The 15,605-nt window shown below is 46.9% G+C and carries 14 protein-coding genes and 1 pseudogene; 7 read left to right on the top strand and 8 right to left on the bottom strand.

All coding sequences use genetic code 11. The features are described from left to right. The first annotated feature begins 36 nt into the window (after nt 1-36). Together DXZ20_RS24395 and DXZ20_RS24400 are read left to right on the top strand one after the other, a co-directional pair. On the top strand, nt 37-864 hold the full coding sequence (locus DXZ20_RS24395; protein ID WP_163668499.1) for an ABC transporter ATP-binding protein: 828 nt from the start codon (nt 37-39) through the stop codon (nt 862-864). Nucleotides 865-960: 96 nt separating this feature from the next. Beyond that, nucleotides 961-1,971 carry a YeiH family protein gene (locus DXZ20_RS24400; protein WP_163668496.1) on the top strand — a complete coding sequence of 337 codons (1,011 nt, stop codon included), beginning with the start codon at nt 961-963 and terminating at the stop codon, nt 1,969-1,971. 159 nt (nt 1,972-2,130) lie between these two features. Here the strand turns inward: DXZ20_RS24400 and DXZ20_RS38565 are convergent, their stop codons facing one another. Then, entirely contained in the window at nt 2,131-4,161 is a 2,031-nt protein-coding gene (locus DXZ20_RS38565) for a LysR substrate-binding domain-containing protein (RefSeq protein ID WP_163701545.1), read from the bottom strand. A 458-nt stretch (nt 4,162-4,619) separates the two neighbouring features. On the opposite strand from DXZ20_RS38565, the gene DXZ20_RS24410 reads away from it, so the two are divergent. From DXZ20_RS24410 to DXZ20_RS24430, 5 genes are all read left to right on the top strand, one after another. Further along, nucleotides 4,620-6,323: a fumarate reductase/succinate dehydrogenase flavoprotein subunit gene (locus tag DXZ20_RS24410; RefSeq protein WP_163701548.1), complete on the top strand. Its 1,704-nt coding sequence runs from the start codon at nt 4,620-4,622 to the stop codon at nt 6,321-6,323. A 79-nt stretch (nt 6,324-6,402) separates the two neighbouring features. Next, the gene (locus DXZ20_RS24415; RefSeq protein WP_006517750.1) at nt 6,403-6,630 is read left to right on the top strand and encodes a 4Fe-4S dicluster domain-containing protein; all 228 of its coding nucleotides are present in this window, start codon (nt 6,403-6,405) and stop codon (nt 6,628-6,630) included. Nucleotides 6,631-6,645: 15 nt separating this feature from the next. Then, a complete protein-coding gene (locus DXZ20_RS24420) occupies nt 6,646-7,626 on the top strand; it encodes a HEAT repeat domain-containing protein (RefSeq protein ID WP_163701550.1) in 981 nt (326 codons plus the stop codon). Continuing rightward, nucleotides 7,619-8,734 (top strand): Mrp/NBP35 family ATP-binding protein, encoded by a 1,116-nt coding sequence (locus tag DXZ20_RS24425; RefSeq protein ID WP_163701553.1) that lies wholly within the window; start codon nt 7,619-7,621, stop codon nt 8,732-8,734. Before DXZ20_RS24420 ends, DXZ20_RS24425 begins: the two co-directional genes overlap by 8 nt. A 182-nt stretch (nt 8,735-8,916) precedes the next feature. Beyond that, nucleotides 8,917-9,777 carry a DMT family transporter gene (locus DXZ20_RS24430; protein ID WP_163701556.1) on the top strand — a complete coding sequence of 287 codons (861 nt, stop codon included), beginning with the start codon at nt 8,917-8,919 and terminating at the stop codon, nt 9,775-9,777. A 94-nt stretch (nt 9,778-9,871) separates the two neighbouring features. Here DXZ20_RS24430 and DXZ20_RS24435 read toward each other — a convergent pair whose 3' ends face one another. The 7 genes and pseudogenes from DXZ20_RS24435 to DXZ20_RS24465 form a co-directional block, all read right to left on the bottom strand. After that, nucleotides 9,872-10,099: a hypothetical protein gene (locus DXZ20_RS24435; RefSeq protein ID WP_163701559.1), complete on the bottom strand. Its 228-nt coding sequence runs from the start codon at nt 10,097-10,099 to the stop codon at nt 9,872-9,874. A gap of 176 nt (nt 10,100-10,275) precedes the next feature. After that, nucleotides 10,276-10,560, bottom strand: a complete 285-nt coding sequence (locus tag DXZ20_RS24440; protein WP_163701562.1) for a hypothetical protein — start codon at nt 10,558-10,560, stop codon at nt 10,276-10,278. Then, nucleotides 10,550-10,846 (bottom strand): annotated as a pseudogene (locus tag DXZ20_RS24445) (BrnT family toxin). Before DXZ20_RS24445 ends, DXZ20_RS24440 begins: the two are co-directional and overlap by 11 nt. 148 nt (nt 10,847-10,994) lie before the next feature. Then, nucleotides 10,995-12,314: a hypothetical protein gene (locus DXZ20_RS24450; protein WP_163701566.1), complete on the bottom strand. Its 1,320-nt coding sequence runs from the start codon at nt 12,312-12,314 to the stop codon at nt 10,995-10,997. Between the two features lie 244 nt (nt 12,315-12,558). Next, entirely contained in the window at nt 12,559-13,041 is a 483-nt protein-coding gene (locus DXZ20_RS38570; protein WP_348918722.1) for a LexA family protein, read from the bottom strand. Nucleotides 13,042-13,214: 173 nt separating this feature from the next. After that, nucleotides 13,215-13,895, bottom strand: a complete 681-nt coding sequence (locus tag DXZ20_RS24460; RefSeq protein WP_163701569.1) for a cysteine hydrolase family protein — start codon at nt 13,893-13,895, stop codon at nt 13,215-13,217. Between the two features lie 91 nt (nt 13,896-13,986). After that, the gene (locus tag DXZ20_RS24465) at nt 13,987-15,291 is read right to left on the bottom strand and encodes a M20 family metallopeptidase (protein ID WP_163701573.1); all 1,305 of its coding nucleotides are present in this window, start codon (nt 15,289-15,291) and stop codon (nt 13,987-13,989) included. Nucleotides 15,292-15,605 lie beyond the last annotated feature (314 nt).

Genomic DNA, 15,605 nt, shown 5'->3' on the forward strand with positions numbered 1-15,605 from the left:
AAAAACAGGATGCTTAAATCAGTAGGAGTGCCCACCATGATAAAAGAGGCTGTGACAGCATCAGCGGCAACAACATCTAAAGCCAAAGGCTCGGTCAACGTGGAAGGAATTTCGATGATCTTTAATCGAAAGGGCCACTCCACCCAGGTTTTAGATTCGGTCAATTTACACATAAAGCCGGGGGAACTAGTTTGTCTTTTAGGCCCCTCAGGATGTGGTAAATCCACGCTGCTGAATATTATTGCCGGTTTTATCAAACCCACGGCTGGCTATGTCATGGTCGATCAAAAACAAGTTAGAAAACCAGGGGCCGATCGAGGGTTTGTCTTTCAGCAGTATTCGTTACTCCCCTGGAAAACAACCTATCAAAATGTTGAGTTTGGTCTAAAGATTAAGGGTATCCCCAAAGCAGAACGAGAGGATATGGTGGGAGAATATCTAAATCTAGTGGGGCTGGGCAAATATCGCAATGCCTACCCCAGACAGCTTTCGGGTGGAATGCAGCAGCGAGCCAGCATTGTTAGGGCCTTGGTTAATTCACCCTCAGTATTGTTGATGGATGAGCCCTTTGCAGCCTTAGATGCTCAAACTCGTCACATGATGCAGGAGTTATTGCTCAATATCTGGGAGACATTAAAAACTACGGTCATTTTTGTTACCCACGATATTGAAGAAGCGGTCTTTTTGGGCGATCGCATTTTTGTGATGGGCGTACAGCCAGGTCGTATCAAAGCAGAGTTGGATATTCCCCTAGTGAGGCCCCGCCATGTTGATGACATACTAACGCCAGAGTTTAGTCAGCTTAATCGTCAGGTCTTTGAATTAATTCGAGAAGAAACGCTGAAGAGTATGGAGACTCACTAGGAAATAAAATCAACTAGATTCATAGTAATTGAATGTACAGACGTTCCATGGAACGTCTCTCCAACATCTGGGTATTTTTATCCCCTACAACCACACATGCTTAACCTTACCAGCCTAACTACGTTGGTTGGCCTTGCTTTGGCAACTGGAATAGCCTTCCTGGCAACAGGACTACAACAGCTGCCAGGCTTAGGATTATTGAGTCCCTTAATTTTAGCGGTCCTATTGGGTATTCTGGTCAAAAATACCGCTGGAGTTCCCAAAGTCTGCCAGCCAGGCATCACCTTTTCGCTCAAACGCATTTTACGGCTAGCGATTATTTTACTGGGACTACAGCTGAGTGTGTTCCAGCTGATCCAGGTTGGTCCCGTCGGGTTAATGATTGTCGCTGCCACCGTTGGTTCTACTTTTGTATTTACCTGTTGGTTAGGGCGTCATCTGGGCGTTAGCCGTAAGCTAGCCCATCTAATTGCAGCAGGCACTTCAATCTGCGGCGCATCGGCTGTAGTTGCTACAAATACTCTCCTAGAGGGACAAGACGAAGATGTAGCCTATGCAATTACGATCGTGACAGTGTTTGGCACAATTTCGATGTTGCTTTACCCTATACTCTCAACGATGCTCCAGCTCACGCCAGTCGCTTTTGGTGTATGGTCTGGAACGTCTATTCATGAGGTGGCTCAGGTAGTAGCAGCAGCCTTTCAACAGGGAGATGTTAGTGGTGAGTTAGCCACTGTGGCCAAGTTAGCACGGATGTTATTTCTAGTCCCGATTATGCTGACGCTGAGATCTATCTCAATGGGATCAGATCTTACCCATCGTCTGCGTGTTTCCTCTTTTAAATCCAGGCAGTTACCCGTTCCATGGTTTATTGTAGGCTTTGTAGTACTCATTGGCATCAATAGTCTAGATCTGTTCCCTCCAGCCTTAAAAGATAGTTTAATTCAAGGCAATAAATTTCTGTTAACTCTTTCACTAGCTGCCATGGGGTTAGAGACAGATCTCCTGAAGATGAAACAAACTGGTCTCAAACCACTTTATCTAGGGGGAGCCGCATGGTTCTTTATTTCACTGCTGAGTCTGGGGTTAATCAAGGCCTTTTATTGAGTAGATAGCCCAAAGTAAACGTTTCTATATACCGCTGGTTTCGACTTCACTCAACCAGCTAAATTAGAGACTCCGCTAATCAGCTAATTTAGAGAAGATGAGGGCTGAGCGGATTCAAAGCCCGGATTGATGGATAGTTTTTTCCATCCACTTAATTTCCTAGAAGGAGTTTATAGCCGTCTCTAAAAATTCAGGCTGTATCCAACTATTGACATCAATCTCACCCAGTTGCTCATTACCTGGAACGACTTTGAGTTGTTGGATATGATCTGTAATCCAGTCCGTGCGAATTTGCGTTTCTGGGAAAAACAGTCCCGTGCGATTTGACTGTTGGTAATCAAGGGTTTTAGAAACAATTTCAGGATCTAGCCTGACCCAATTACTGACCAGGGAAAGAGCACTCGGTGTGTTGATATACCAATGCTGAGCGGCAATCAAGGCCTTTAAATAAGCAACCACTAGTTCTGGATGCTGTTCAGCAAAGGACTCTCTAACAACAATCCCATGGAATGTCGGTAATTCTGTCAAATCAGGGGCATCAACTAGACGCCTGAACCGACCATGATGGCTGGCAATTTCATGGAGAGGAGCAAAATAGGCATAGCCATCAGCCCGATCATTACGGGGGGTGAGGCGATCAATGCTCAGGTTATCAATTGAGTTTAAGGTGACTTTATGGAGTAGATTGGCCTGGAACAGCGTACGCATCACCATTCCGTGGGCAGATGATGCAAAGGGAACGGCAAGTACTCGATTTCGTAAATCATCTAAGCTACTTAGGGAAGAACGACCAGGAACAATAATGGTATTCCCTGTCCCATCAGGGTTGCTGGCAACAAAGCTAACTAATCGAGTTTTGGTAGCAGAAGACGAGTTACTCTCTGAGGTGAGACTGTCGGCCAAACCACTGAGTAACAAAGGGTAATCTCCTAAAATACCGATGTCTAGCTGTTGGGTTTGCAGACCTTTGGCAATGGGAGCTCCCGAAGTAAAGTCATGCCATTTAATTTGATAGTTTGTCTTGCTGTACTGACCGCTTCTGGGCAAAAAATGTTCGAGTAGTCCCAATCGTTGAATAATCACCCCCGCAGTTACCGTTTGTATGGTTTTGTTTTGGGTACCGATAGCCAGCGTCAAGGTTTCTGAAGAGGCTCCGTGGGCCTGGCGTAGCCATAGGCTAGGGGATTGTAAGTGGGCCGTCGTAGCCGATTTGGAGAATGATTTCTGTGCTCTAATCCGCTGAGCCCATTCAGACTCTTTGGAGACCAGCTGAATAAATTGTTGTAGGGGTTCAGTGGGTTGGATTTCGGCGCGATGTTTTTGGGCGTGGCGTGGGGTAACCCTGGAGAGTCGTTTAGGCGTTAGCATAAACAGCTGATAATCCAGAGCAAACTCCTGCAAGGGAATGGTAACCAAGAGCTTGGCTTGACGTTCTGTTTGAAGCTGTAAACTGGAGCCAAAGCCTAGGTAGTGCCCTTGGGTCAAAAATGTGCTTAATAAGCTAGCCGATTGGACAAACTCTCGGTGGGCAAAGTCCGAGAGGTGCATACCCAACTCTGCAAGCCTTGCTTCTAAAGCCACTCGCCCTGGTGTACCCGCACCTGGAAATACCCATGCTTCTGAGGTTAGATCGCGCAGGCTCAGCCATTGGCACGGGGCTAGCCGATGGTCAGCAGCTACCATCAAGAAATATTGAAAACTATCAATGGGCAATGAGTCTATTTCATCAAATTCACTGAGATTTGTCTCGGCAAAACCAATTTCAATCTCTCCCAATGTGATGGCTTGATGTAGCTGTTGCGATGTGTCAAAGGGCAAACATTTCAGCTCGATATCAGGATATTTCTGACGATACTTAAACAGGATTTTAGATAACCATCCGCTAGCAATACTGACAGTACAGCCAACTTTTAAACGGCTATATTTTCCCTGTTTAATTTCATTAATTTCATTGATTAAACGACTCTCTAACGCCAGTAAACTAGGGCCTGCTTCGAGTAAATAGCTGCCCACCGTGGTTAGCTTTATTTTGCGACCAAGCCGATGAAATAGATCGACACCCAGGTTGGCCTCCAGAGACTTAATTTTAGCGCTCACAGCAGGCTGGGTCAGGTTTAGAGCATCTGCTGCTTCGGTAAAGCTTAGGTAGCGTGCGACCTCTAAAAAGACTCTTAAATGATAAATTTCCACAACAAAATCGCTAGCGAACTAGGCGACGATTTAAAGGCCTACTGTAAGGCTCGATCAGGTAACCAAATCAATCAAATTTGGCACAAGTAACCTCTCTAATTAGTCTCTTAATTACCTAAGTTAATGGCCGTACAGCTCAACATATTATTTCTGATTTTTATGAGTATATAAAAAAGTTGAATCGAAAAACAGTGCTTTTTGATACAAAGGATCTTGAGGCGATCACTGAGTCTCTTTAGAATAAGGATAACGGACATGGAAAAGTATGCATATTTCTAAACAACGCCATCTTAACGAAGCCATGTTCGACACTTGAGATTTTTAGATTAGACCGCGAGTTTTCTATAGAAACCACACCGCTGAAGCCATGGCTTAAGAAAGTACTAGCTAATGCTTGCTTTTGATGAGCCTCCAACCGGTTGAGGTTTGATCACCTTATTGGAAATGAGGACTTTTGTGTGAATACTCAGCATCTGCAAACAGACTTTTTAGTGATTGGTGGAGGTACCGCCGGTACGATGGCGGGTATCAAGGCCAAGCAGGCTAACCCCGATGCCGATGTTTTAATCCTTGAGAAAGCTAATATTCGTCGTAGCGGTGCGATCTCAATGGGCATGGATGGCGTCAACACCGCCGTGATCCCCGGCAACTCCACCCCAGAACAATATGTGAGAGAAATAACCATCGCCAACGACGGCGTTTTAGAGCAAAAAAATGTTTACCAAACCGGGCGCTGGGGATTTGAAGTCATCCAAGAGCTGGAAAGCTGGGGTGTTAAATTTCAAAAAGACACTGAAGGTAACTACGACCTCAAACAGGTACACCGCGTGGGCAAGTACGTACTGCCCATGCCCGAAGGAAAAGATTTAAAAAAGATTCTTTCTCGCCAGGTTAAACGCCATAAGGTGCGGGTCACCAACCGGGTAATGGCCACGCGAGTCATGGTAAAAGAAGGGCGGGTGATTGGAGCCGTCGGCTTCGATGTGCGCCAGGGAGACTTTGTTGTTATCCAGGCAAAGGCCGTGGTGCTGTGTACCGGGGCCTGCGGTCGCCTGGGGCTACCGGCCTCCGGGTATCTCTATGGTACCTACGAGAACCCCACCAATGCGGGGGACGGCTATTCCATGGCCTACCACGCCGGAGCAGAGCTGACCAACATTGAATGTTTTCAGATCAATCCTCTGATCAAAGACTACAACGGTCCCGCCTGTGCCTATGTGGCCAGTCCCTTTGGGGCCTACACCGCCAACGCCGAGGGAAATCGCTTCATCAGCTGCGACTATTGGAGTGGCCAGATGATGTTGGAAACCTGGAAAGAGTTGAACTCTGGTAAGGGGCCGGTACACCTGAAGATGTATCACCTGGATGACGACACCATTTCCGAAATTGAGCGGGTGCTCTGGTCCAATGAACGCCCCAGCCGTGAGCGTTTCCATGAAGGACGAGGGGAAGACTACCGCACCAACGGGGTGGAGATGAACATTTCAGAGATCGGTCTTTGCAGTGGCCACAGCGCCTCCGGCGTTTGGGTCAGTGACAAGGCTGAAACCACCGTGCCCGGTCTCTACGCCGCTGGTGATATGGCCAGCGTGCCCCACAACTACATGATTGGAGCCTTTGTTTCTGGACGCCTGTCCGGCATCAATGCCATGGAGTATGTACAAGGCCTAGAGCATGTGGACCCCGACCCAGAGTTTCTCGCAACAGAAAAAGCTCGCATCTATGCCCCCTTGGATCGCCCCGATGGCGTGCCTCACACCCAGGTGGAGTATAAGCTACGTCGCTATGTGAATGATTATCTACAGCCGCCCAAATCTCCTACCAAGATGGATATTGGTCTTGCGGCCTTTGAGCGGTATCACGAAACCCTGGATTTGATGGGAGCCCGAGACCCCCATGAGCTGATGCGCTGTATGGAGGTTCACTTTATCCGAGACTGTGCCGAAATGGCGGCCCGGGCATCGCTTTATCGTAAGGAGAGTCGTTGGGGACTGTATCACTATCGTCTGGATTATCCTGAGAAAAATGATGAGGAATGGTTCTGTCATGTGAACTTAAAGAAAACAGAATCGGGCAAGATGGAAATGTTTAAGCGCTCGGTAACTCCTTATATTGTGGAGGTGGATCTTCAGCAGGAAGTGTATGACGTGGCGGTACGGTAGGGATCCTTTGTAGAGGCGTTCCATGGAACGCCTCTACAAAGGACGAAAAATTTCTGTTCTTTAATTGAGAAACCCATCTATGGCTCTAACCACCCAGCGTGTTGATGTCCCAGTAATTGTGGACGAATCTAAATGTCTCGAAAAATGTACGGCCTGCATCGAAGTCTGCCCCCTGGATGTGTTGGTAAAAAACCCCGAGACGGGCAAAGCCTATATGAAATACGACGAATGTTGGTTTTGCCTTCCCTGTGAGAAAGAATGTCCCACCAATGCCATTACTGTTCAGATTCCGTTTCTACTGCGTTAGGGAGAAAAACTCACCATGGCCCATACCGACCTTGATCCAGAAGTGGTGCAGTGGGTAGAAATGTTGCGATCGCAAGACCTCAACGACCGTCTGGTTGCTGCCAAATCACTACAGCACCTGGGCGATGAAGATGCCATTGACGCCTTGATCCAGAGCTTGAATGATGAGAGTCCGAGGGTTCAGGAGATTGCCGTAACCGCTCTTTGGGAAATGGCAAACCCAGTGGTTATCCCGCCGCTGTTGGACTGTTTAAGGTCTGACCATGAACCCGAGGTGCGCGAAGAGGCCCTATCTGCCCTGAAAGAACTGGTCGCTCCTGACGATTTACTCAAGCTGTTGGATGCGATTCAAGTCGATGACGAAAATGTGCAGCTGAATGTGCTGATCCTGCTGCGCAAAATTCACGATGCCCAGGCGTTGCCCTATATTCTGCCGTTCTTTGAGTCTGAGAATCCGGTACTGCGGGAGGCCTCTGTTGTTACCCTGCGGTATCTAAACCAGGTGGTGCGCTGTGAGCCTGCCCTCGCCCTGGCCAAAGATACTAATGATGAGGTCAGACGTTCGGCTATTTTGACCCTGGGGTATTTGAGTGATGAGACTGTGGTGCCGATGTTGTGTAGTGCGATCGCACATGACCCAGATTGGCAGGTGCGGCGTAACGCGGCCCAGTCCCTCGACCTCCATGCCACCACTGCGGCCACACCAGCCCTGACCCAGGCATTGGCCGATGACCACTGGCAGGTGCGCAAATTTACCGCCCGTGCCCTACAGAAAGTTGCCACCAATGAGACCATTCCCATACTGATCAAAGCCCTTTCTGACGAGTATTCCGATGTGCGACGCGATGCCGCCATTGCCCTGGGTAATTTGGGTAATCCTGAAGTCTTACCAGCCCTAAAACAAACTCTCGATGACCCAGATCGGGATGTCCAGATTTTCTCTCAGCGGGCCATTCAAAAGATTCAGGATCAGCTAGCGGAAGCGTCCAATGCCTAACCATGATTCTCCCTTTGTTCGTGCCCCTCACCAGTCCCCCGATGCCATCCCCGATAGCCCGGTGATAGCCATCCGTAAACAGGCGGCTATTCGATGTCTCAAGCAGGTGGTTGAACCGATTCTCAACAAAAACATTGTTGATCTAGGCATGGTGCGAAACCTGCGAGTGGTGGATAACTATGTGTATCTGAAGCTTTATATCGGTGTCCACCAACATGACCTTAAGGAGCAAGCTCAGTTAGCCCTGGGAGATTTAGATTGGTGTCAAAAAGCCTACATTCAGATTTGCACAATTCCTGGCGTGCGCACGACACTGGCCGTATCCAGTGGCAAGGGAGGTGTTGGTAAGTCCACCACCGCTGTGAATCTAGCCGCTGCCCTGACAAAAACTGGGGCTAAGGTGGGTCTGCTCGATGCTGACATCTACGGTCCCAATGTGCCCCAGATGTTGGGACTTGCTCAAACTACGGTTGAGGTGATTGACACACCGGAGGGGCAGCGCTTCAAACCATTGGAGGCCCATGGTATAAAGGTCATGTCGGTGGGACTGTTGGCAGAGCCTGACCATCCTTTAGCCTGGCGTGGTCCCGTCCTCCATAAGATTATCACCCAGTTTATCCAGGAGGTGGATTGGGGAGAGTTAGACTATCTTTTAATTGATCTGCCCCCCGGTACCGGCGATGCCCAGATTACCATTATTCAAGAAAGCCCCATCTGCGGCGTGGTAATGGTAACAACGCCGCAACAGGTGGCAGTCTCAGACGTGCGACGCAGTATCCACATGTTTCGTCAGGTGGGCGTGCCCGTCCTCGGTCTGGTGGAGAATATGAGCTACCTGCTCTGTGGCTGTTGTGGGGAGCGCACATCAATTTTTGGTAGCGGTGGGGGAGAGCAAATGGCCCAGGAACTATCCGTGCCGCTGTTGGGCCAGGTACCTATCGATCCTCAGATCTGTCAGGGAGGTGATAGGGGGCGGCCTTTAGCCGATGGAGAGGCTCCTTTGTCACAGGTATTTGCTGCGATCGCTACTGGTTTGAATCATACATTTTTTCCGACTGTAGATCGGACAGAAAATCATATAATCAATCAGACAACAACGGCGTTCTAAGGATAGAGGAATTAACAAAATCCACGTTCCTCGACGTCATAAATAGAGGACTGAGCGGAGCCGAAGTCCGGTTTAGGTGGAATTTATTTAATTTCTACTCCTAAGCTTCTGTTTGTTGTTTAACGATCCTCAAACACTGAGCGCGTTGGCTTTTAGACCAGGAATGGCTTTACCTTAAATCCATGTCCTATCATGCACCTGCCCTGAAAACGTCAATTCTGACTAGCTGCACGCTAATTGCGTTTGCCACCAATTCCTTACTTACCCGCATGGCCCTGGGTCCAGGCTCCATTGATGCAGCCAGTTTTATGACGCTGCGATTAGTTTCTGGTGCAGCCATGTTGTTAGCCATTATGACGTTCTCTCAAAGAAAGTCTGTTGTAAAGCTCCAGGGCAAATGGACAGCCGCATTGATACTGTTTCTCTACGCAGTTACCTTTTCGTTTTCATACTTGCAACTAGCCGCAGGCACCGGAGCCTTAATTCTTTTTGGCTCAGTGCAGGTAACGATGATTGTAGCTGCCTTAAAACAGGGGGAAAAGCCACATCCGTTGGAATGGGCAGGATTACTACTGGCGCTGATGGGATTGTTATATCTGGTATCACCCGGTTTGGCAGCGCCGCCAGTGATGGGTTCTCTCCTAATGGTGATGGCAGGTGTCGCTTGGGGATTTTATTCGCTGCTCGGTCGTGGAAGCCAGGACCCAGTAGCCTATACAACGGCTAATTTTATACGGGCAGTTCCCTTTACCATTGGGGTGAGTCTGATCAGCCTATCGGAGATGCACCTGACTCTGACGGGTGTGGTTTTAGCCTTGTTATCAGGGGCGCTGGCCTCTGGTGTGGGCTATGCAATGTGGTATGCCGCACTGAAGGGTCTAACGGCAACGCGGGCGGCAACAGTGCAGTTAGCCGTGCCTGTGATCGCTGCATTAGGGGGAATTTTATTTTTGCAAGAGACATTGAGCGCACGATTGGTCTTGGCGTCTTTACTGATTTTAGGGGGCATTGGCCTAGCTGTAATGGGACGTAGCGAGCAGTAAACGTATATTCGCTAAAAAGTCTTGTTGCAGCTGATCAATGATTGATGCTTGCCCAGCAAAGAGTCCAATGATGATATTGGTATCGAGTAAGTAGCTACCACTCATCCAAATCTACCTGTTCGCAACCTTCCTCAATAGCATCCTGCATTAGAGTTAGATCATCCGATTGGATAGAACCAGCAAACTTAAGCAACTTATGGCCAGGGGTGCCTTGAAGTCTGACTTGGCCCAACATACGGGCAAATTGAAGAACTTGCTGCTGCAAGGACTGCGGCATATTGCTTAGCTGCTCAATGACTTGATCAATGATGGATAAACTCATTTTTACCTCCTCATTAATTCAATTTTACAGGCTTTAAAGGGGTTACAGCCACAGCTCCTCAAAGCCTATGCTCTTTAATTTAGGAATACCTAGCGGATAGCTGTGAAGCTTGAAAGCACGACTCACAAATATCTGCTAATCGAGACATATATTCGTCAAAAGAGTCTTTGCTGTAGCTATCGTTGAGTAACTTCGCCAAGCGCTTCCTGTAAAATCTCATCACTGACACCATGACTCTTTAAGCTCGCGATCAGCGCAGAGACAGTATCTCCTTCTAAACGCTCTAAATCAGCACGAAGACCTTGCCCAATGTAGGCACGAGCCAACGGTTGATACCCCGAAAATCCGAGTAACGGTGCTATTCGCTTTAAGTCTTCAATCACATCTTCGGGCATTCGAATTGTGATTGTCGTCATTGGGCGATTTCTGTCTAACCGTTTTTTCAATGCGTCAGTTTTCATAGTATTCACATTCTTTTCGTGTGGCCTTACGAGCTGAAATAATACGAATCATGTCGTCTTCACGTTCAATAAAAACGACGTATAAGAGATTCTAACGCCTATCTAGTCCGATAATGGCGTCTCATGCTTCGTCATTGCGGCTAGCGTCAACAACCACGAAAAGCGGATAAAAGACTGCTTCAGCGGCTTACTAAAACGTTACGCCATCATGCTTTTGAGAGTTAATTTGCGCTTTTTCATTGTTCCAAACAAACGTAATACTGTTGAGTACAAAATACACATTCATATTCTGTAGTGCAAACAAACGTATTTACAATATCAATACACTTATTGAAACTATAAAAATAGGTTTAGTCAGTGTTTTGGCCCATATAGAAAAGCTTGCGTAGTCAAGCATCCTACTCGCTATGTCCAATATAAATTATGTTGTAAAATCACCGATACGGAGATAATGCAGGATCAGATTCTCCAAATTTAATAACAACCCAGTCGTCGTCCTCATCTTCAGACCTCTCTAATTCAATATTTTCAATCATTTTTCCGCTCAAAATCTTATTTCTAAAAAAATTAGATGCCTGAGAATTCTCGTTTACATAGCCAAAGTGATCGGCAATAAATTTGTCAACATCAAGAATACCCGCTAGTAATTCAACAAGAGTTCTTGATGAAATTTTTATCATATCCCCTTCCATAATATATCCTCCATAGTGAGATAAACCTGTACTTGAATTCCCCTTTAAAGACTGTAATGCATTGATTAGCATACTCTCTGGCTTTGGCAACTGCTGACCCATGAGATTTAAAGTCTCGATAAGCTCACTGGTCACAGGATAATCAGCATTGGGATTTTGAAAAAACTTCAATTTATTCCTCATCACAACAGAAATGGCTGAATGCTTCTCCTCTGGAGTAAGAGTAAGAACAAAACTCACTCGTTGATTACCTTTAAAGAAATTTTGGATAACTGTATCTTGAGAAAATTCGTCAGGACTGATGTTCACATTATGTAGAGATGCACACCACCCATCACATATGAATATTCCAGTAATTCCAGAAAAACCTGATTCCTTAAGTTGCTTTGCTTTCTGTTCTAATTTGTTAAAAATTGGATTGCGGGTAGGAGAATAGAAAGAGGTGTACGAAGGATAACCTCCACCAGAAGAACCCCTATCAGGTGCATATGTGACTTGGACTTTAATTGTACCGTCGTCTATTGAAAATTTACGTGGTGCGGACTCGTTAGAGGATATATCTTTAGCAAAAGATGACAAGTTTTGATTGATAAACCTTGGTATATCTCCTTTTTGAGGTAAAGCGAGTTTAGCTTTCTGATCTCCATACTTTCCAACAGAGTCCCCACCAATTCTAATATCAATCCCTGCCGTAGACGACACTCCCCTTCTGCTCAAAAACTCACGAACTTGCTGAAAAAAGTAATGAGCAGGGTTTTCTTTATGCGCTGCTCGATCACTGACCGTAGTAATGTCAGCTAAAAAACAAGTTCCACTAGGTAACCCACAAAATACGTCAGGAGTACGCCCTCCCTCAATGAAGTTTTTCTCATATTCGATCCTACTAACTTTACTTAAAGCAGAAAGGATAATAACTTCCCACTCACAAGCAATACTTTTTACCGGATCAGAAGAGTTAAGTTCCTTTTGAATTAATCTTGTAAGTTTTTCTTCTGGTAGCAAGTTCAAGCTCCTGATTTCATCAAGGCATTTCTGAACTACACGTCTAGGAAATATCGCCATAAGTATCATTATTATCTTGTAAGTAATCTCAAAGCCCCAAGGATTTTTCTAAATAGTAACCCAGAACAATTTAACTTTGGACATTACCGGTGGCCTGGAAATATTACCTTCATCATCTGGAGGCTACATAACTTATAATTTGACGCCAGATCTAACGGATAAGCTCCATGATGCCGATAGGAGAGTTATACGTGTGATAGCACACCACCACGACATATTGAGAAATATTTATTTTTGCAGATTTCTATGGTCGCACTAGTACTGGCAACTGCTCTGCTGGAATCAAAACATGCAATGAGCGCGCCTCACCAGCGACCCGTGCTAGCAAACCCTCTTTTTCTAACTTCAAGATCATTTGATGCACAGTCGGTGGAGTCACCCTAAAAAATGACTGAATATCAGCCTGTGCTGGCGGACGTCCATGAATTTGAGTGTAATTGTAAATATATGACAAATACTGCCCCTGCTTTGCTATAAATGACGGCTGAGCATCCTTTTCTACAACAAGTTCAGGCATATTGATACTGCACCATTCAGCAATTCCCCTATCTGCCGCTGCCAATGCCTCATCTAGGGTCTCAAACTGTGCAGGACTCTCCCAAACAGTTCCTCCTTCATCAATTGCGCGAATAAACGAGTCATCATAGTAGCTAATACTGCCAATTTCCAAGCAGCCATCTTGGACCCATGAGGTGATATGGGGATAAGCCTGCTCAAAACTTGCCATTCAACTAAGCCTCACTAAACCTTGAGCGATAATAACTTGCGATCGCTGATTTAGGGCATGGGCCAATCTGTAGCCGTTGCTATTTGACGGACCTTACAGCTAAAACCATCCCGAGGATCAGCAATGCCAATAATTTTCTAGCGTAATTTTGCCAATGTAGCCGCACACGCCTATCAAGCAGCCTGTAGATTGACGGCTGTCAGCAATTGCCCAGACGTTGTTACCCATCCAAAAATCGTCTGTGTCATTGCCACTGACACTCGATGAAACTCCGGATTTAACGAGGCACAACAATCTTCTAGCAGCAAACACTCATAGCCTAAATCATTGGCCGTTCTCAGTGTCGTATGCACACAGCACTCTGTTGTTACTCCCGTTAGTAACAGCTTTCGAATCCCTCGCTGTCGCAAAATTAAATCCAAATCCGTTGCTACGAAGGCCCCTTTCCCTGGCTTGTCTAAAACAATTTCCCCTGATATTGGCTGTAGCGCATCCACAAAATCATGGCTCTTGGAACCTCTGGTTAGCAACCGCCCCATAACTCCCTCACTACCAATTTCTGCGTTTTGTTTTTTAGAACGCGCCAACTTATGGGGAGGACAATCACTTAAATCCGGACGATGGCCCTCACGAGTATGAATAATCGTCACGGGTGTGTGCCGCAATGACTGTAGTAATGTTTGCAAAGGCTTAATCGGCTTCTGAGTCTGACTCACATCAAACCCTTTACAATCGGCCCACCCCCCCAGGGTACAAAAGTCGTTTTGCATATCGATCACCAACAGCGCTGTATGCGCCAGGTCGAGCTTTAGAGGATAGGATTGAGCCGGAACCGTTATTTGATGGGTATTCATGATCAAAAGAAAACCCTAGCTTTGCTAGGGCGTGTGTGAGATGGACTGTCTGTTGAAAATCTGGTCTTATGTCTGCCTTGGCTAGCCCTGGCTAATTTTGATTTACCTTGAAAAAGTCCAACAGAAACAATGCATAGATTTTTGTTGCTGCTACAACTTTGTCCATATCGATAAACTCATTTACCGGCGGCCAACCATCTTCACCCGGACCAAAGGTAATGGACGGAATCCCACTGTGGGCAAAACGGAGCGTATCGCAGTAAGCATTCTTGCGATAGAGTACGGGATCTTTACCTAAAATCTGCTGGTACGCCCTCGATAACGCCTGCACATGTTCTGCATTTTCTGATACCTCTATGGAGGCAGGCACAAAGGTCTCTCCTTCTACCTGGGTGATCGTCGCTTGGAAGGTGGGATCTTTGGCCTGTAGTTCAGCAATCACCGTTTCCATATCTTGCACAATGGACTCGTAGGTCATGCCGGGCACCAGGCCAATGACCCACACCCTGGCCTTACAAGAGGGTGGGGTAAACTGCCCTTCCCCAATTTGTCCGGCTTCTATTTTGACTGGGCAAATGCTGGGCTGGGTGGGGCCATAAATTTGTGGTGCGTCATGGGTAAAAGTGGTGTTGCGCAATGTCTCGATCAGCTGCGCCATGTGCAATACAGGATTGACTCCTTCATCGGGTCGCCAAATGTGAGACCTTACCCCCGTGGTCTCAATATCCACCAAACATAGGCCTGAGTGAGCCAGGGCAATGCCAATGCCCCAGTCATCTCCCTCGGTCCAGGAGGTGGGCTCCGCCGTAATCTCATAATCGGCAGTGAGACCGTAGTCATTCAACAAATGCAGTGCGCCTGCCTTGCCATGGCGCTCTTCATCTACAGTGTAGGCACAAATCAGCTCGCCGTTGATTTTTACCCCGGCCTGACGCAGCATCTCAATGGCAATCAGCTGGCAGGTCATATTGCCACGGGTATCGGATGTGCCTCGACCATAAAGATACTTGCCGCGCAGGGTAGCGTTGTAGGGGTTATGTCCCGACATATGCCACTCTTTTGGATCACAGGAGGGGTAAGTATCCAGATGATCGTTAAAAATGAGAGAAGGTCCGGGTAGTCCATCATTCCAGCGACCGACTACATTGGGTCTACCTTTAATGGCCGATACCCATTCCACATCTAACCCTAAGGACTGTAGGTGCTGTCCCACCTGTCGTGAGATATCTTCCTCATGGGCCATGGGAGCTTCCGGGTCAATGGAATTACCACAGCCCGGTTGTCCGGTGGGTACCAGGTCTTTGATCAGCTGCACACATTTCTCTTGGGTGATACCGGTGAGAATCTGTTCTTGTAGATCGGTCAGTTCTGATGGGGTAGAGAGGGTTTCTAACATTGAATGCACTCCGAAAATAAATGATCTAAACCTATATATTCTTTTCTCGCGAGCTATAGAGCTTCTCTGTTGAGAAGGAGGCTGTGTATATATCTCTCAGAAGAGAGTTCGAAATCCTGCCTTATCCCCCCTTAATCCCCCCTTGGTAAGCAGGGCTGTTTCATTGTCTGGACAGAAAATCTGAAGGCATTGAAAGCTTATTTGAGAAAAGGCATGCTCTACTTGAAGGTGGGCCAAACAACAATGCGATAACCTGATTAATCGACCCCGCCGTAACCCCTACTTTAATGCAATTGAGGACAACTCAGTAGGCT

It is taken from the genome of Adonisia turfae CCMR0081 (assembly GCF_011009555.1).
Classification (GTDB): domain Bacteria; phylum Cyanobacteriota; class Cyanobacteriia; order Phormidesmidales; family Phormidesmidaceae; genus Leptothoe; species Leptothoe turfae.